This window comes from Streptomyces sp. NPDC006384, assembly GCF_042870695.1.
In the GTDB taxonomy this organism is placed as follows: Bacteria; Actinomycetota; Actinomycetes; order Streptomycetales; family Streptomycetaceae; genus Streptomyces.
On the sequence record NZ_JBIAHR010000027.1, the window covers coordinates 26,641 to 44,142 of the forward strand.

At 69.4% G+C, this 17,502-nt stretch carries 12 protein-coding genes; 8 read left to right on the plus strand and 4 right to left on the minus strand.

Going from position 1 to position 17,502, the window contains the following annotated elements; genetic code table 11:
• Nucleotides 1–426: 426 nt before the first annotated feature.
• Nucleotides 427–1,053, minus strand: a complete 627-nt coding sequence (locus tag ACFYOJ_RS29795; RefSeq protein WP_356555351.1) for a hypothetical protein — start codon at nt 1,051–1,053, stop codon at nt 427–429.
• A gap of 107 nt (nt 1,054–1,160) precedes the next feature.
• The gene (locus ACFYOJ_RS29800; protein WP_356555349.1) at nt 1,161–2,387 is read right to left on the minus strand and encodes a DNA sulfur modification protein DndB; all 1,227 of its coding nucleotides are present in this window, start codon (nt 2,385–2,387) and stop codon (nt 1,161–1,163) included.
• Nucleotides 2,388–2,537: 150 nt separating this feature from the next.
• On the opposite strand from ACFYOJ_RS29800, the gene ACFYOJ_RS29805 reads away from it, so the two are divergent.
• The 4 genes from ACFYOJ_RS29805 to ACFYOJ_RS29820 all read left to right on the plus strand — a co-directional run bounded on the left by ACFYOJ_RS29805 (nt 2,538) and on the right by ACFYOJ_RS29820 (nt 11,255).
• Nucleotides 2,538–4,724, plus strand: coding sequence for an N-6 DNA methylase (locus tag ACFYOJ_RS29805; RefSeq protein ID WP_356555347.1), 2,187 nt, complete (start codon nt 2,538–2,540; stop codon nt 4,722–4,724).
• A 128-nt stretch (nt 4,725–4,852) separates the two neighbouring features.
• Complete coding sequence (locus tag ACFYOJ_RS29810; RefSeq protein ID WP_356555345.1) at nt 4,853–6,844, plus strand: class I SAM-dependent DNA methyltransferase; 1,992 nt, start codon at nt 4,853–4,855, stop codon at nt 6,842–6,844.
• Entirely contained in the window at nt 6,841–8,079 is a 1,239-nt protein-coding gene (locus ACFYOJ_RS29815) for a restriction endonuclease subunit S (RefSeq protein WP_356555343.1), read from the plus strand. The genes ACFYOJ_RS29810 and ACFYOJ_RS29815 overlap by 4 nt, the downstream gene beginning before the upstream one ends.
• Nucleotides 8,076–11,255, plus strand: coding sequence for a type I restriction endonuclease (locus tag ACFYOJ_RS29820; protein WP_356555342.1), 3,180 nt, complete (start codon nt 8,076–8,078; stop codon nt 11,253–11,255). Before ACFYOJ_RS29815 ends, ACFYOJ_RS29820 begins: the two co-directional genes overlap by 4 nt.
• Nucleotides 11,256–11,308: 53 nt before the next feature.
• Here ACFYOJ_RS29820 and ACFYOJ_RS29825 read toward each other — a convergent pair whose 3' ends face one another.
• Together ACFYOJ_RS29825 and ACFYOJ_RS29830 are read right to left on the minus strand one after the other, a co-directional pair.
• Nucleotides 11,309–11,515: a DUF397 domain-containing protein gene (locus ACFYOJ_RS29825; protein WP_356555340.1), complete on the minus strand. Its 207-nt coding sequence runs from the start codon at nt 11,513–11,515 to the stop codon at nt 11,309–11,311.
• Complete coding sequence (locus ACFYOJ_RS29830; RefSeq protein ID WP_356555338.1) at nt 11,512–12,360, minus strand: helix-turn-helix transcriptional regulator; 849 nt, start codon at nt 12,358–12,360, stop codon at nt 11,512–11,514. The genes ACFYOJ_RS29825 and ACFYOJ_RS29830 overlap by 4 nt, the downstream gene beginning before the upstream one ends.
• 126 nt (nt 12,361–12,486) lie before the next feature.
• Here ACFYOJ_RS29830 and ACFYOJ_RS29835 point away from each other — a divergent pair, with 126 nt between their 5' ends.
• The 4 genes from ACFYOJ_RS29835 to ACFYOJ_RS29850 all read left to right on the plus strand — a co-directional run bounded on the left by ACFYOJ_RS29835 (nt 12,487) and on the right by ACFYOJ_RS29850 (nt 17,494).
• Nucleotides 12,487–12,933 (plus strand): ATP-binding protein, encoded by a 447-nt coding sequence (locus tag ACFYOJ_RS29835; RefSeq protein ID WP_356555336.1) that lies wholly within the window; start codon nt 12,487–12,489, stop codon nt 12,931–12,933.
• Nucleotides 12,934–13,028: 95 nt separating this feature from the next.
• Nucleotides 13,029–14,639, plus strand: a complete 1,611-nt coding sequence (locus ACFYOJ_RS29840; RefSeq protein WP_356555335.1) for a serine/threonine-protein kinase — start codon at nt 13,029–13,031, stop codon at nt 14,637–14,639.
• A 48-nt stretch (nt 14,640–14,687) separates the two neighbouring features.
• On the plus strand, nt 14,688–16,835 hold the full coding sequence (locus ACFYOJ_RS29845; protein WP_356555333.1) for a DEAD/DEAH box helicase: 2,148 nt from the start codon (nt 14,688–14,690) through the stop codon (nt 16,833–16,835).
• A gap of 266 nt (nt 16,836–17,101) precedes the next feature.
• Nucleotides 17,102–17,494: a hypothetical protein gene (locus tag ACFYOJ_RS29850; protein WP_356555331.1), complete on the plus strand. Its 393-nt coding sequence runs from the start codon at nt 17,102–17,104 to the stop codon at nt 17,492–17,494.
• Nucleotides 17,495–17,502 lie beyond the last annotated feature (8 nt).

A 17,502-nucleotide genomic window follows, 5' to 3' on the forward strand; every position in this document is an offset into this window, starting at 1 on the left:
TGGCGGGCCGAGAGTTCCGCACACCGGACGGCTCCGCGGGCGAGGACGTCGGCGTGGGCGAGTACGAGGGTGATGGGACCGACGAGTGACGCGTGCTCCAGGGGCGCGGCGGTCTCCGGGTCGCAGATCCTGTTCATGCGGGCGAGGACGGCGTCCTGCAGGGCGGTGAAGTCGTCGGCGAAGCGACGGATCAGCTCTGTGTGCTCGATGGTCGTCACGAGGGCCTTCCAGGTCGCGGGTGGTGGTGAGCGGGGCCGCAGAGGCGGTGGGTGGGACAGGAGGCAGCGGGTGCTCGAGGGCATGGCTGTGGCGAGGGGAAACCAGGCGTCCGTCACCGACGCCGTACCCGGCAGAGGGACGGGCAGCGCCCCCTTCTTCTCGGCATCTGGCTGTTGTTACGCCCGTCACCGCACGGAACCTCGGGGCTCAGCCGACCCGCTTCCACTCCTGGCACCGGTTGGTCTTGAAGTACTCGCCCTTGTTGAGGGTCACCCGGCCGGTGCCCTCCAGGTTGTTGTTGGCGATGATCGAGCCGAACTCGCCGCTGGCGTCCTTGGCCCGCTCCCAGTAGCAGCCGAACTCCCCCTCCGGCCCGGCGGTCTTGTAGGTGCCGGCCTTGATGTCCTCGCCGACGAGGTACTCGCCGTCGCCCGAGAAGCTGGTCGCCGGGCCCGGTTCCTCGGTCTTCTCCGGCTGGGCCGTGACCGTCTCGGTCACGGTCTCCGTCACCGTCGGCGCGGGTTCGGCCTCGGCGGCCGGTGCCGTCTCGGTGACGGTGACCGTGGGACGGGGGGCGGCCTTCGCGTCGGCGGTCTCCTCGGCGTCGCCGCTCGTGTCGCCGCTGGAGCCGATGCCGACTCCGAGGAGCAGGGAGACGAGGGCGACGACGCCGTACTTCAGCCACGTTCTGCGGCGCGCGTCGGGCTTCCCGGCCGGGCTGTGCGGCGGCATCGGCGGGAACGGGACCGGTCCGCCACCGTGCGGTCCGGGTGCCGGCTGCGTGGCGTGGCCGCTGTCGGGGCCAGGTTCCGGGGCGGGCTGCTGATCGGTCACGAGGTGCTCCGTTTCGTGCGTGGTGCGGGCGGTCGTCACGGGTCGGTGGTCCGCCCGTGTCGTGGTGCTGAGGGATCCTCCGGACGGCGAGGTTCGCCCGGTGCTGCTCACAAGCCCCGGATCTGGCGTCCCGCCTCGGTCGCCGGGTAGAGGATCGCGTCGGCGACGCGGCCGCCGGAGTCCTTGACCCCGCCGCTGAAGTTGAGACGGCCGGACGTCCCGGTCTTGGCGGCGATCCCGTCCCAGTACTTCGCCTCACGCTCCCAGCGGATGCCGTCGAGGAGACGGAGCAGGTCGTCCGTGCGGAACGCGGAGGCGGGGTCGCTCCAGGGCATGGTGGGGTGGACGGCGATGCCGAGCCCGGCGAGGACGGCGGGCGCGGTGATGGCGCCGCGCTCGGTGATGGCGCGGGCGTGGCGGACGATGAGCTCGCCGAGCACGGGCACGACGGCAGCCTCCACCTGCTCGGGCCGGGCGCCCGCCGGCAGCTCGTCCTCGTGCACGGACTCGGCGGAACGCGCGAGCCCGGTCCGCCCGTAGAGGGTGGTGACGACGAGGGCGCGCAGCGCGGAGAGGGTGACGACCTCGCGGTCCCCGGCCGACAGCTGCCGCTTGCTGACGTTGACGAGCCGGGCGAACGGCACCCGCTGGCCGTCGACGTCGACCCGCACGGAGTCGGCGACCAGGTGGGCGAGGCGGGTGCCGAAGTCCCGCTGGTCCATGGACATGGCGAGGTTCTTCGCCACGGCGACGCCCTGGACGTTGCGGTCGTAGAAGATCTGCCGCGCGTCCGCCGGAGCCAGGTCGATGTACAGCTCGAAGGGGATGCGCACCTGCGCGAGCTGCGGGTACGTCAGCCCGTACGCCTCGGGGTCGTCGTAGAGGTCGTGCCAGGCGGTGGTCTGGGTCTCGCCGTCGATGGCGACGACCATCGTGCCCGGCGCAACGGTGAGCGTGCGCAGGCCGGTGCCGGGGAGGAGTTCGTCGCTGAGCGCGGCGAGCGGGCCGGCGTGCCAGAGGGTGATGGGCGGCGTGGACCAGGCGGCGCCGAGCTCCCCCTTGAGGCCGGCGGCGATGTACTCGGCGTACGGGCCGACGTTCTTGCCCTTCTGCGAGGACTTCAGCGTGCGCTGCACGGTCGCGCGCAGCTCGGCGTGGCGGCGCACCAGGCCCGAGGCGGCCCTGAGCTTACGCGGGTCCTCCTCGGCGCGGGGCGACGGCACCAGCTGGACGAGCGCGGGCACCGCCATCGTCCCGACGACGGCGTCCTCGCGGAACGGCATGACGGTGAGCTGGGTGCCTTCGACGACAGCGGTCGGCATGGTCAGGCGCATGGGACTCCCCCGGAGTTCTGGTGAGCAGCTTCCACCCGGAAGCAAACACAGAGAAGCATGCCATTGAAAGCGCCGTCAAACGAATTGACAGACTTGACGGGTGCTGTAGGTTGTTGACCGTTCGCTACCGAGAGGCCCAGGACTCCCGCCATGCCCCAGTCATCAGCCCAGGTGACCGCCGCCGAGATCTCCCGCATCGCGGGGGTCACGCGCGCCACGGTCAGCAACTGGCGCCGTCGGCACGAGGACTTCCCCGCGCCCTCGGGCGGCACGGAGAGCAGCCCGCTGTACGACCTGGAGTCCGTGCGCGCCTGGCTCGCCTCGCGCGGCCACGCCTCGGCGGCCAGCCCGTCGGAGGAGCTCCGCACGGTCCTGCGCCTGCACGCGCAGAGCGGCGGGGGCACGTCGGACCTGCTGCTTCTCGTCCTCGCGGCGGCGGCCCGCTCACCGGAGGAGCTGACGGCCACCACGCGGCTGCCGGACGCGGACCTCGCCGCCCGCGCGCAGGACGACGCGGCGTCGGTGGCCGAGGCCGTGCCGGGCGCGGACCCCGTGCGTTTCGAGACGGACGACGCGGCGGTGCTGCGCGCGCTGTACGCGTGTGTACGCGACGAGGGCGGCCAGGCCGCGCTGGGCGTGCTGGCGGAGCGGGAGCTGGAGGACAGCGCCGCGTCCGGTGCGTACCGGACGCCTACGCCCCTCGCGGACCTGCTCGCCGGCCTGATCCCCGGCACCCCGGACCGCGTCCTCGACCCGGCCTGCGGCAGCGGCACCCTGCTTGCGGCCGCCGCCCGCCGGGGCGCCCGCGAGCTGTACGGCCAGGACACGCTTCCCGTGCAGGCCCGGCGCAGCGCCGTGAGCCTGACGCTGACCGCCCCGGAGGCCACGGTCACCGTGCGCGCCGGCGACAGCCTCCGCGCGGACGCCTTCCCCGACCTGGTCGCCGACGCGGTGCTGTGCACCCCGCCGTACGGCGTCCGCGACTGGGGCCACGACGAACTGGCGTACGACCCTCGCTGGGCGTACGGCGTTCCGGCCCGCGCCGAGTCGGAGCTGGCGTGGGTGCAGCACGCGCTCGCCCACCTCTCCCCCAGCGGCTACGCGGCCTTGCTCCTGCCGCCCGCCACGGCAGGGCGTGCGTCGGGGCGGCGCGTACGGGCGGAGCTGGTGCGCAGCGGCGCCCTGCGCGCGGTGATCGCGCTGCCGGTCGGCGCGTCGGTGCCGCTGCACATCGGGCTTCAGGTGTGGGTGCTGCAGCGGCCCGAGCCGGGCGGCCCGGAGCGCAAGTCGGTGCTGTTCGTGGACACGGCGGCGGAAACGCCGACGGTGACGGCGGCCGGGCGGGGCGGGACGGCGGTGGCCGCGCGGACGCGGGGCGCGAGCCGGTCGGCCTCCGTGGACTGGGCCGGAGTCACGGCACGGGCCCTGGCCGCGTGGGAGGCGTTCACGGCGGCCCCGGACGCTTTCGAGGGCGAGCCGGGCGTCGCGCACGCGGTCGGCGTGGTGGACCTGCTGGACGACGTGGTGGACCTGACCCCGGCGCGGCTCGTGCGGGCGTCACGGGCGGAGATCGATCCGGCGAAGCTGTCGACCGAGGTCGACGCCACGCGCCAGGACCTCGTGAAGGCCGCGGAGGCCCTGGCACGGACGGCCGGCCGCGAGGGCTGGAGCGCCGCGGACACCGGTGCGCGCGAGTGGCGGACGGCGACGGCCTCCGACCTCTCGCGGGGCGGGGCGCTCACCTTGTTGCGCGCGCTGCCGGAGAACGCGCGAGGCGGAGAGGAGGGCGAGAGCCGCGAGGCCGAGGCCCGCGCGGTGCTCACCGGTTCGGACATCGCGCGCGGGTCGGGTCCCACCGGCGACCCGGCGGAGCTGCGCAGCGACACGGCGCCCGTGATCGCCGCCGGGGACGTCCTCGTGCGGGCGGTCGCGAGCACGGACGGCCCGATGGCCCGGGTCGCGGGCGAGGAGGACGCCGGCGCGCTGCTCGGCCACCAGGTCCACCTCTTCCGCCCTGATCCGGCACGCCTGGACGCCTGGTTCCTCGCCGGGTTCCTGGGCTCGGGGGAGAACATCGCGGGCGCGTCGACCGGCAGCACGGTCCTCACCGTCAACCCGGGCCGGCTGCGCGTACCGCTGCTGCCGCTGGAGGAGCAGCGACGGTACGGGGAGGCGTTCCGGCACGTGCATGAACTCCGGGCGGAGGCGCGGCGGGCGACCCGGCTCGCGGAGGAGACGGCGCGATTGTTGGCGGGCGGGCTCACGGGCGGGCAGCTGCTGCCGTCGCCGGGGGGGCGGCTGAGGCGCACGGCCGGAGGTAGGCGGCCGGGGTGGTGATTCGCCCCATTCGGCACGCAGCCACTCACACATAGACCACACTTGTCAGACCGTCCCGGTCGGCTGCTCAGCGCGGCTCGGCTCGGGCGGTGGGGACGGGACATTTCGGAAGGAATCCGGGGATCCAGTTGAACAGCAGTAAGCACACGGAGTTGGCGAACCACGCGTGGTCCGTCGCCGACCTCCTGCGGGGGGACTACAAGCAGTCCGACTACGGCAAGGTCATCCTGCCGTTCACGGTGCTGCGGCGACTGGAGTGCGTGCTGGAGCCGACCCGCGAGAAGGTCGCGGAGATCGCGGAGCAGCACAAGGACAGCGGCATCGACCCGGACCGCTTCCTGCGCCGGGCCTCCGGCCACTCCTTCTACAACCGGTCGCGCCTGACTCTGAAGAAGATCGCGGAGGACCCCCAGAGCGCGGCGATGAACCTCCAGGTGTACGTGGGCGCGTTCTCGGACAACGCGCAGGGCGTGCTGGAGCGCTTCGAGTTCGCCCAGCAGATCAAGCGGCTCGACAGTGCGGGACTGCTCTACAAGGTCATCGGCAAGTTCACGGACCTGGACCTGCGCCCCGAGGTCGTGCCGAACCACAACATGGGTTACATCTTCGAGGAGCTGATCCGCCGCTTCGCGGAGCAGTCGAACGAGACGGCCGGTGAGCACTTCACGCCGCGTGAGGTCATCCAGCTCATGGTGCGGCTGCTCGTCGCCCCCGACGGCGACGCGCTCCAGCTCCCCGGTACGGTCCGCACGGTACTCGACCCAGCCTGCGGTACGGGCGGCATGCTCTCGGCGATGGACGACCTCATCACCGAGTTCAACGAGGACGCCACAGTGGAGGTGTACGGACAGGAGCTCAACCCCGAATCGTGGGCGATCTGCCGGTCCGACCTCATGATCAAGGGCCAGAACCCGGAGAACATCGCCTTCGGCAACTCGTTCTCCGACGACGGCCACGCCCGCAAGACCTTCGACTACATGCTGGCCAACCCTCCGTTCGGCGTGGAGTGGAAGAAGGTCAAGGAGGAGGTCGAGCACGAGCACAAGGCGCTCGGCGAGGCCGGCCGCTTCGGGGCGGGGCTACCGCGTATCAACGACGGTTCGCTGCTGTTCCTCCAGCACATGATCGACAAAATGAAGCCGGTGGACGTCAACGGCGGTGGCGGTTCGCGCATCGCGGTCGTCTTCAACGGCTCGCCGCTGTTCACGGGTGCGGCCGGCTCGGGCGAGTCGGAGATCCGCCGCTGGATCCTGGAGAACGACTGGCTGGAGAGCATCGTCGCCCTGCCGGACCAGCTCTTCTACAACACCGGCATCTCGACGTACTTCTGGATCCTGACGAACAGGAAGAGCCCGGACCACAAGGGCAAGGTCGTCCTGCTGGACGCCCGCGACCAGTGGCAGAAGATGCGCAAGTCGCTGGGCGACAAGCGCAAGCAACTGGGCAAGGAGCACATCGCCGAGATCGTCAAGCTGTACGGCGAGGCACTGGCCGTGGCGGACGACGCGGAACACCCGCTGCACAGCAAGGTGAAGATCTTCCGCAACGAGGACTTCGGCTACCAGCGGATCACGGTCGAACGCCCGTTGAAGCTGCGGTTCGAGGTGACAGAGGAGACGCTGGCGGCACTGGAGGCGTCCAAGGCGATCCAGAAGCTGCCGCAGGCCACGGCCCTGGCAGACGCCTTCAAGTCCCTGATGGGCGCCAAGTGGGCGACGAAGCAGGAGGCTTGGCTCGCGTTGAAGGACGCGGTGGTCCAGGCCGGCGGAACGTGGCCGACGGGAGCGCCGTTCAACAAGGCGCTGCGGGAGGTCGTCGGGGTGCGGGACCCGGAGGGTGAGGTTCAGCGCGTCAAGGGCGCGCCGGAGCCGGATGCGGAGCTGCGGGACTTCGAGAACGTTCCGCTGGGCGAAGACGTCGAGGAGTACCTGGCGCGGGAGGTGCACCCGCATGTGCCAGACGCGTGGATCGACCACAGCAAGACAAAGATTGGGTACGAGATTCCGTTCACGCGGCATTTCTATGTGTACGAGCCGCCGCGGCCGTTGGAGGAGATCGACGCGGAGTTGAAGGCGCTGGAGGCGGAGATTCAAGGGTTGCTCGAGGAGGTTACGGAATGAGCAGCGCCATCAGACTGCGTCACCTCGCACAAATCAATCCCAGCACTCCTGCCTTCGACGCGTTGCAGGACGATGACGAGTTGACCTTTCTCCCCATGGAGGCAGTGTGGCCGGGTAGCCGCCTGGACCTCTCACAACGCCGCCCCAAGAAGGCTGTGTCGACCGGCTATACACGATTCCAGAACGGTGACGTTCTAGTCCCGAAAATCACCCCCACGTTCGAGGCTGGCCGTGCGGTACTGATCCAAGGACTACACGGAGGCGTCGGCGCCGGGACCACTGAACTCCATGTGGTGCGCCCCAGTAAGGAAATCGATCCGAGGTTCCTTCTTTACACCGTCAATACCCACAGCTTCTTGAAGCTCGGCAAGGCAGAGATGTACGGCGTGGCTGGCCAGCAGCGTGTGCCGGACAATTTCCTACGCGATCTACTGGTTCCGCTTCCCGCATTGGAGGAGCAGCGCCGCATCGCCGACTTCCTCGACACCGAGATTGCCCGCATTGACCAGCTACTAGCGCTACGGGAACGGCAGCATCAGCTGTTGATTTCGCACAGGGATGCTCGGGTACGCGCACATTTTCAAAGTGTCGATACGTCACCAACCCGACTCAAGTTCCTATTGGCGGCCCGCCCCAGGTACGGAGTCCTGGTGCCAAAATTTGAGGATAACGGGGTCAAGTTCATTCGCGTGAATGATCTCCTGGACCTTCCGGGGAGAGGTGAAGCTCTCATTACCATTGCCCCCGAGGTGTCTGCCCAGTATCCGACCACAGTCGTACGCGCGGGGGATGTTCTCGTAAGTGTAGTGGGCACCTTGGGGCGTGCAGCAGTAGCACCGCGTAGCGTTGCTGGAGCTAACGTCAATAGGGCCATTGCTGTACTTCGCCCTCAGCCTCAAGTAGATCGCGAACTGTTGACTGCTTGGATAAATACAGCGGAATTCCAAGAACAAGCGTTGCTGGCCACAGGTAACGACAGTGCTCAACGCACCCTCGGCATGGAGGACATGGCGAACTTCCACCTGCACTGGCCTTGTTCTGAGTCAGATCAGAGAAAGCTCGCGTTCATGGTTCAGCGGTCGACCGAGTGGTCCCGGGAACTTTCGGACGCACTCAAACGGCAGTCAACTGCACTGAAAGAACGCCGCCAAGCCCTCATCACCGCCGCAGTAACCGGCCAGTTCGACGTAACCACCGCCAGCGGTCGCAACGTAACCGAAGGAGTCGCCGTATGAGCCCTGTCGACGAGGACGCCTTCGGGCTCCACATCGTCGCTGCCCTCTGCGAGCGAGGCTGGCGAGAAGCGAACCCGGAGAACTACCAGGCCGATCTCGGCCTGGACACCAACGAGCTGTTCACCTTCATCGGCGCTACCCAGCCCGACCAGTGGGACGAACTCCTCACTGTCTACGGCGGCAACCCCAACGAGGCGCAGCGCGGTTTCGCGCAACGCCTCGACCGGGCCATCGCCGATGACGGGCTGCTCCACGTCCTCCGCAACGGCGTGAAGGACCGCGGAGTCCGGCTCCGCGTCGCCTACTTCAGGCCCAACCTCATCTCCGCGGACTCGGTCCTCGACGGCTACCGCGCCAACCGCCTCACCGTCGTCCGCGAGCTCCCCTACGCCACCAAGCAGGCCGACTGGGGCCACCGCCTCGACCTGGCCCTGTTTCTCAACGGCATCCCCGTCGCCACGGCCGAGCTGAAGAACCCGCTCACCGGCCAGGGCGTCGAGCAGGCCAAGGAGCAGTACCGGACCGACCGCGACCCGACCGAGCTGATCTTCACGCGGCGCGTCATCGCGAACTTCGCCGTCGACCCGGACCTGGTCTTCGTCACCACGCAGCTGCGCGGCAAGAGCACCCAGTTCCTGCCGTTCAACACCGGCTCGAACGGCCCCGGCCAGCCCGGTGGCGCCGGCAACCCGGCACCCACCGCGCACGGCAAGTACGCCACCTCCTACCTCTGGGAAGAGGTCTGGCAGCGGGACAACTGGCTCGACCTCCTCCAGCGCTTCGTGCACCAGCAGAAGGAGAAGACACCCGGCGGCGGCGTCACCAAGAAGACGATCTTCCCCCGGTTCCACCAGTGGGACGTGGTCCGGAAGCTCACCGCGCACGCCTCCGTCCACGGCGCCGGCCAGAACTACCTGGTCATGGCCTCTGCCGGGTCCGGCAAGTCGAACACCATCGGCTGGCTGGCCCACCGCCTCAGCGACCTGCACGCTCGCAGGGATCCGGCCGTCCTCCGCCCCGACGCCGTGGCCGAGGGCCGCATCAAGCCCGGCGAGCCCGTCTTCGACAAGGTCATCGTCATCACGGACCGCCGGAACCTGGACGCCCAGCTCCGGGAGACCGTCGGCAGCTTCAGCCAGACCGACGGCCTGGTCGTGAAGGTCGACGAGAGGCACGGCGCGAAGAGCGAACAGCTCGCCCGCGCCCTCTCCCGGGACACCGGCAAGATCGTCACGGTCACCCTGCATTCGTTCCCGGCGCTGCTCGACTACATCAAGCGCAACCCGACCGAGATCAAGGGCACCCGCTTCGCGATCATCGTCGACGAGGCGCACTCCTCGCAGTCCGGCGACGCCGCCACCGCCGTGAAGTCCGCCCTGCGCGACCTCGGCCTGGACGCCGACTCGGACGACGAGGGCGCGACCACGGTCACCGTGGACGACAAGCTGAAGGCGAAGGCGGTCGAGCGCTCGCACGCCGCCAACCTCTCCTACTTCGCCTTCACCGCCACGCCCAAGTCCAAGACCCTCGAACTCTTCGGCACGGAAGGCGTGGAGAACGGCAAGACCGTCTACCGCCCCTTCCACACCTACTCCATGCGCCAGGCCATCGAGGAAGGCTTCATCCTCGACCCGCTGCGCAACTACGTCACCTACAACACGTACTGGAAGCTCGCGAACCTCAACCGCGACGAGAAGGAGGTCGACCCCTCCAAGGCGAACAGCCTGCTCGCCCGGTTCGCGCTCATGCACGAGCACACGGTGTCCCAGCACGCCCAGGTGATCGTCGAGCACTTCGTCGCCCACACCCGCGGCCGGCTCGGCGGACGGGCCAAGGCCATGGTGGTCACGGCGTCCCGCCACTCCGCCGTGCAGATGGCCCGCGCCATCCGGAGCTACATCGCCGACCGCGAGTACGACACCAAGTACCCGGACCTCGGTGTCCTGGTCGCGATCTCCGGCTCCCTCACCATCGACGGCGAGGAGACCACCGAGGTCAAGGAGAACGGCGGCCTCTCCGAAAGCGCGCTGCCCAAGGCCTTCGCCTACACCCGCGCCGACGACAAGGCCGTGAAGGCCGGCGGCAAGGGACAGCAGGAGTACCGGATCCTGGTCGTCGCTGAGAAGTACCAGACCGGCTTCGACCAGCCACTGCTGACGACGATGTACGTCAACAAGACGCTGACCGGCATCGCCGCCGTGCAGACCCTCTCCCGCCTCAACCGCACCGCCGAGCGCAAGTCCCAGGCCGACCTCGCCGTCCTGGACTTCGTCAACGAGGCCGAGGACATCCAGGACGCGTTCCGCCCGTACTTCGAGGAGGCGCACACCCTGCCCTCCGACCCGAACCTCCTCTACACGGCCCAGAGCCGCGTCATGTCCGCGCCGATCATCTCGGAGCAGGACATGGACGAGTTCGTCACCGCGTACTTCGAGGCGCAGGAGAAGGCGGGCGGTTCGCAGTCCAAGTGGGAGAAGCTGCACGCCGAGCTGTACCGGCTCCTCTCCCCCGCCGTCACCCGCTTCACCGCTCTCCTGGAGAGCGAGGAGGAGGACGACGTCGAGGTGGCCGAAGAGTTCCGCGCCAACCTCAACGACTATGTCCGCAAGTACGGCTTCCTCGCGCAGATCGTGCCGTACCGCGACGCCGAGCTGGAGCGCCTGTACCTGTATGGGCGGTACCTGCTCAACCGGCTCCCCCGCCTCGCGGACGGCGGAGTCGACATAGGCGAGGTCGACCTCAGCCACCTGCGCGTCGAGAAGACCGGCGAGCACGACGTCTCCCTCAACCCCGAGGGTCCCGCCGAACTCAAGGGCTTCGGCGACGGGGTCGGCGGCGCCACGGACGCCGAGAAGTCACTGCTGTCCGAGCTGATCGAGAAGTTCAACGCCAAGTTCGGCACGGAGTTCACCGAGGAGGACGTCCTCCCGGCCTTCAACGCCACGAAGGACGACCCGAAGGTCCGGGCCGCCGCCGTCGTCAACGACGAAGAGAACTTCGGCATCGTCTTCGACAAGAAGTTCGAGGAGAACATGATGGACCATGTCTCCACGATCGACACGCTCGGCAAGCGGTACTTCGGCACCGACCGGGACTTCAAGTCCAACCTCGACCGCAGCGCCCGCCGCGCGGCCTGGCGGATGATCCGCCGGGAGGAGGGGCTGGACGACATCTGACACACCCAGGGTCCGGTACGGCGTGCGTACCGGGCCCAGGGCATGCCATCGGTTCAGCGCTCTGCGGTCATCCGCACGAAGTCGGCCCATGCCTCAGGTGCGAAGCAGAGCCTGTCTCCTGCCGGACGCTTGGAATCCCGTACCAGTACGGTGGCTGCGTGGGCGGCGACTTCGACGCATTCCCCGCCCTCGCCGCTGCTGTAGCTGCTCTTGAACCACGCTGACTCGGCAACCGTCAGCTCACTCACCCGGTGGGTCATTTCTCTCCCAGGAGTCCCTCGACGAAGGCCAGCGACTCGCGTGGAGTCAGGGCCTGAGCTCGCAGGATGCCGTACTGCTCCTCAGCGTCCCGCACCTCTGCGCGCTCGGTGTAGAGGCGACTGGTCCGCTGCACCTCCACATACGCCATCCTCCGCCCGTCCCGCTTTTCGATCAAGGTGAACGGTCCGGCCAGCCCGCAGTGTTCGGCTGCATCAGTGGGCATGACCTGGATCTCGACATTTCTGCGCTGCCCGTGCAGAAGGATCTGCTCCAACTGTCCGTGCAGGATCGACCGTCCTCCAACGGGCCGTCGCAACACCGACTCCTCGATGACGAAGCTCAGCGTGGGAAGCGGTCGCCGCGAGAAGATCTCCTGTCGTGCCAGTCGCGCTGCAACACGTTGCTCCACGGTCTCCTCATCCAGAAGCGGGCGACGCATGGTGAAAACAGCCCTCGCGTACTCCTCGGTCTGCAACAGGCCAGGAACGGCCAGGGCACCGTACACGTGAAGGGTGACCGCCTCCGCCTCCAGCCGGGCCATGTCCCGGAAGAACGCCGGATACTGAGCCCTCCCCACCTCCTCCTTCAGCGCCGTGAGAACTCCACCCGCCCCCAGCACCTCGTCCGCCTTCTCGATGAACCGGGCCTGCGGGATCCGTCTCCCCTGCTCGATGGACGCCACCGTGTCCGCCGAGTACCCGAGCCTCTTGCCGAACTCGGCCCGTTCCAGCCCCGCCCGCGTCCGCAGCAGCTTCAACTGCCGTCCGAACGCGGTCACCACGCCCGTCCCCGGTTCGTCCTCCGGCCGCTGCTGCCGCTGCGCCGCCGTCTCCTCGTCCCTCACGGTCACCGCCCTGCCTCCTCTCCCCGCGTACCACCGCGTACAGCACCCGCGCCCGCTCCGTACGGAGAACCGACGTCAGCGCGTCACCACTGGTCACGCTAGGCCACAGGACGCCACCGTGAGTGCATGACCGCAACACAACCACCCCTGACGGTGCACAGGTTCACGATGTGCTTCAGCTCCACCCCGCGCGGTGCTCGCCTGGCCCGGCGGCTGTGCGCGCACCGGCTGGACGCCTGGGGGATCCCGTACGGCAGCGACGCGCACGACGTCGTCACGCTGATCGCGGCGGAGCTGTGCGCGAACGCCGTACGGCACGGGCACGTCGCCGGCCGGGACTTCCACGTCCTGCTCACCGCCGACCCGGCCACCGGCACCGTACGCGTCGAGGTCACCGACACGCGGGGCGAACGCCTCCCCCGCCTCCCCGCCGCCGTACCGGAGGACGACGACGGCGGACGCGGACTGCTGCTCGTCGAGGCGCTGGCCGACCGCTGGGGGTGCTCACCCCGTTCCACGGGCGGGCCCGGCAAGACCGTCTGGGCGGAGTGTGGCGCACCCGGTCTGACCTGATCGTGTAGCTCACCGGCGACCTGGCTGGACGCACGGAACCCCCGCCCGCGAAACTGATCCCTTCGGACACTCGACGGGGCGGGAGCGGGGACCAGGTGCCGGACGTACGACGGATCGCGGGGCGTTACGAACTCCTCGAGCAGTTCAACCACGGCGGTATGGGAGACGTCTGGCGCGGCTACGACGCCGTACTGGACCGGCCGGTCGCCGTGAAGCTGATCCGTCCGCAGGCCGTCACCTCGCCGCACCTGGCGGAGGAGTTCGAGAAGCGGTTCCGGCGCGAGGCACGGGTCACCGCGCGGATCCAGCATCCGGGCGTGCCGCAGGTGTACGACGCGGTGCTGGACGAGTCGTACGAGCAGCTGTTCCTGGTGATGGAGCTGGTCGACGGCGTACCGCTGACCGCGTACGTGCACCCGGACCATCCGCTGCCCGTCAGCTGGGCGGTGGCCGTGGCGGCACAGGTGGCGACGGTGCTGTCGTACGCGCACGACGTGCCGGTGGTGCACCGCGATCTGAAGCCGGGCAACATCCTCGTCGCCCGGGATGGCACGGTGAAGGTGCTGGACTTCGGCATCGCGGCGATCCTGCGGACGGACGTCACCAAGCTGACCGCGACGGGCAGTCCGATCGGGACGCATCAGTACATGGCGCCGGAGCAGGTGCGCGGCGCGCGGGTCACGCCGCGCACCGACCTGTACGCGCTGGGCTGCGTGCTGCACGAACTGCTCTGCGGCGGTCCGGTGTTCAGCGGTGACAGCGAGTGGCAGCTGATGATGCAGCACGTCAACGCGGCCCCGGTGCCGCTGCGGGAGCTGCGTGCCGACGTACCGGAGGGCCTGGAGGAACTCGTCCTGCATCTCCTCCGCAAGGCACCCGAGGCACGCCCGGCGGACGTGCAGGAGGTGTACGAGCGGCTGCGGCCCTTCCTGCCGGTGCCCGGCGAGGAGTCCGCCCCGCAGGAGGCGGGGCCGGTCGGGGCGCCCGACCCGACCGGGGTCTTCCGCCGGCCCTACGCGCCCCGCTCGCGCGCCGGTGCCGCGGGCGGTTCCCAGTCCACAGCGCCCGCCGTCGGCCCGGACGCGCCGCCCGTCGTGCCCGCGGCCGAGCGAGAGGCGCTGCGGGAGCAGATCCGCGAGGTCCACGCGCACTACGTGGCCCTGATGGAGGAGGAACGGTACGCGCAGGCCGCCGATGTGGTGGGTGAGCTGATCGAGCCGGCCGCACGGTCCCTCGGCTCGGAGAACAAGGCGGTGCTACGGCTTCGTTCGTGGCGGGCGGTCAGCCGACAGCTGGCCGGTGACCACCGGGCCGCGCTGCCGGAGTTCGAGACGCTCGCCGACGCCTACGGGCGCGTGAGCGGTCAGAGCAGCGAGGAGGCACTGGAGTGCCGGGCTCAGGCGGCACGCTGCCGCGGTGAACTCGGTCAGGTGACCGAGGCACTGGCCGGACTGAACGGCGTCCTGGAGACCGTCCGCGCCATCGACGGCGACGTGAGCGAGAATGCGGTGGAACTGCGCCGCGACATCGGCATGCTGCTCCTCGCGCAACAGCGGGCGGCGGAGGCCTTCGACGTCCTGGAACCGCTGCACGCGGACCTGTGCGTGGTGTTCGGCCCGGACGACGAGCTGACTGTCGAAGTGGCCGAGACACTGGCCGTGATCCGTCTGGATCTCGACGGTGACAGCGCCGGCTCCCTGCCCTGACCTGCCCTTCGCCCGCGCCGAGGGAGGCGCGGGCACTAGGATCTCCGCATGCCGCAGCTCGCCTTCGACATCGGTTTCTTCGCCGAACTCCCCAAGCTCCAGCCCCCGGTCAGAAAGGGTGTGCTCGACGCCTGGGAGAAGTTCGGCCGGCTCACTCTGGACCAGCTCTTCAAGGACCAGGGGCTGAAACTGGAGAGCCTGGTGAAGGCGAGGGACAAGCAGATCCGGACGATCCGGATCGACCAGTTCTGGCGCGGTGTGGTGCTCGCGCCGCCCTCCGGGGACACCTTCGTCCTGCTGCGGGTGATGCCGCACGACAAGGCCATCTCCTGGGCGATGAAGCAGAAGGCCAGCATCAACGAGGTGACGCGGGCCGTCGAGATCCGGGACGCGGCGACCCTGGAGGAGATCACACCGGCCTACGAGCGGGTGGCCGAGGCGTCGCCGAAACCGCGGCTGTTCGCGAAGTTCTCCGACGGGGACCTGAAGGCGCTCGGCATCGACGACGAGACGCTGCGGCAGGCCCGGACACTGGTCGACCAGGAGCAGTTGGACGTCTTCGCGCCGCTGCTGCCGCAGGACCAGCGGGAGGTGCTGCAGTACCTCGCCGCGGGCTGCACGGTGGAGGAGGTCTGGCGGGACATCGTGGCGCCGGCGCTGCAGGCGTCCACGCAGCCCGTGGACACGCGGGACTACGAGACCGCGATCCAGCACACCCGGGCGCGTATCGCCCTGGTGACGGCTCCCGAGGAGATGCGGGACATCCTGGAGAAGCCGTTCGCGGCCTGGCGGGTCTTCCTGCACCCCTCCCAGCGCAAGGTGGCGTACCGGGCGTCGTACTCGGGGCCGGCGCAGGTCACCGGCGGTCCGGGCACCGGGAAGACCGTCGTCGCCCTGCACCGGGTCAAGCACCTGCTCGGACACCTGCGGGACGGCGACCGCATCCTGCTGACGACGTACACCAACGCGCTCGTCAACGCGCTGCGCTCCGGGTTGGAGTCCCTGGTGGACGATCCGGAGCTGCGTGAACGCGTGGACATCTCGACGGTGGACGGTTTCGCCAGCCGCGTCGTCGCGGAGGCGCCGGGCGCGGTGACGCTGCGACCGCTGATGAGCAACGAGGAGGAGAGCCGCTGGGGCAAGGCCGCCAAGGCGACAGGCTTCACCGGCAGCGCGCAGTTCCTCGCCCAGGAGTACCGGCACGTCATCCTGGCGCAGGGCATCGGGACCCTGGCCGAGTACGAGGCGGCGGACCGGCGGGGCCGCGGAAGCCGGCTGGCCGCGGCCGAGCGGCCGCTGGTGTGGCGGACGGTGGAGCGGTTCACGGCCGATCTCACGGCGGACGGGTGCCGCACCTGGCTGCAGACGTGCGTGGAGGCGGCCCGGCTGCTGGAGGAGACGGGGCCCCGCTACCGGCACATCGTGGTGGACGAGGCGCAGGACCTGCATCCGGCGCAGTGGCGTCTGCTGCGGGCGGCCGTCCCCGCCCGCCCGGACGATCTGTTCATCGCCGGCGACCCCCACCAGCGCATCTACGACTCGAAGGTGTCCCTGAAGTCGCTCGGCATCAGGGTGACCGGGCGGTCGGTGAAGCTGCGCAAGAACTACCGCAGCACCCAGGAGATCCTGCGCTGGTCCACGGCGCTGCTCATCGGCCGCCCGATCGCCCAGCTCGAGGACGAGAACCGCGACGACACCCTGCTCGGCTACCGCTCCGCCCTCCACGGCGACGGGCCGACCGTGCACCCGGCGAAGACCGAGGAGGCGGAACTGGACGCGCTGGTCACCCAGGTGCGGGCGTGGCTGGACGCGGGCGTCGGCGCCGGGGAGATCGGGGTCAGCGCCCGGTTCAACAAGACGTGCGCGAAGGCGGTCGGCCGCCTCAAGGACGCGGGCATCCCGGCAGCCACGCTGCGCGCCACCGACGCCGCCGGGGAGACCACGACTGTACGGGTCGGGACCATGCACTCCTTCAAGGGGCTGGAGTTCCGTTGCGTAGCGGTCATCGGCGTCAACGACGAGGCACTGCCGTTCCCGAAGGCGGTCACGCCCCCGGAGGTGGACCCGAAGCAGCACGAGACGGACATGATGTCCGAACGCTGCCTGCTCTTCGTCGCCTGCACACGGGCCCGCGACAGCCTGTACGTCTCCTGGTCGGGCAAGCCCAGCCCGTTCCTGGTCGAGGCGGGCATCTGAAGCGGCTGACTCTCTCGCCGTGTCCCTGCCGCCATGGCGCAGACAGACTCTTTACTGAGCATTTACGGCGCTGCCGCTCCAGGGTGAGGACAGCGGCGGCGCATGACGAAAGTCAGCGTCCGCCAGTGGCTCGAGGAGGTGGCCGGGACCGTCGCCGAGCGCCTCCGCCGCTAGCAGCGGCGTTCCCTTGGTTCTGCGCTTCGACCGCGTGGTGCCGGACGCGTTCCGCTACCTCCGGGCACGGACGGCATGCTAGGTATGAACGCATGCTCGTTCCGGATGTCGCACTCACCCCGACCCAGTACTCCCTTCTCAGGGAGCTGATGCTGGTGCCGCTTTCCCCTCCGACGCCGGAGGCAATGGCTGCACGTGGTCTTTCCTCAGGACAAGTCACCGAAGACGCCTCGGCACTCATCTGGATGGGGCTGATCGAGAAAACCGGCGAGACGCTGGCAGCTACCGCGCTGGGGGCTGCGTTCTTCCACCGAGCCGAGCATGAAGAGGCGATGGTCCTTCTGGCCGATGTGGCCGCGTTCGCCGACGCGTTGGAGAACGAGGAGAAGGTTCTGGACCAGCAACGGATTGCAGGCTCCCTCCGTAGACTTGCGCAGGGAGCCTGCAATCTGCAGGAAGCCATCAGCAGCACACATACCGCTTAATGGCTCGG

Coding starts and splice junctions, on each gene's coding strand:
- ACFYOJ_RS29850 (WP_356555331.1), top strand. CDS start 17,102: ATGCTCGTTCCGGATGTCGCACTCACCCCGACCCAGTACTCCCTTCTC.
- ACFYOJ_RS29845 (WP_356555333.1), top strand. CDS start 14,688: ATGCCGCAGCTCGCCTTCGACATCGGTTTCTTCGCCGAACTCCCCAAG.
- ACFYOJ_RS29820 (WP_356555342.1), top strand. CDS start 8,076: ATGAGCCCTGTCGACGAGGACGCCTTCGGGCTCCACATCGTCGCTGCC.
- ACFYOJ_RS29835 (WP_356555336.1), top strand. CDS start 12,487: ATGACCGCAACACAACCACCCCTGACGGTGCACAGGTTCACGATGTGC.
- ACFYOJ_RS29815 (WP_356555343.1), top strand. CDS start 6,841: ATGAGCAGCGCCATCAGACTGCGTCACCTCGCACAAATCAATCCCAGC.
- ACFYOJ_RS29805 (WP_356555347.1), top strand. CDS start 2,538: ATGCCCCAGTCATCAGCCCAGGTGACCGCCGCCGAGATCTCCCGCATC.
- ACFYOJ_RS29825 (WP_356555340.1), bottom strand. CDS start 11,515: ATGACCCACCGGGTGAGTGAGCTGACGGTTGCCGAGTCAGCGTGGTTC.
- ACFYOJ_RS29800 (WP_356555349.1), bottom strand. CDS start 2,387: ATGCGCCTGACCATGCCGACCGCTGTCGTCGAAGGCACCCAGCTCACC.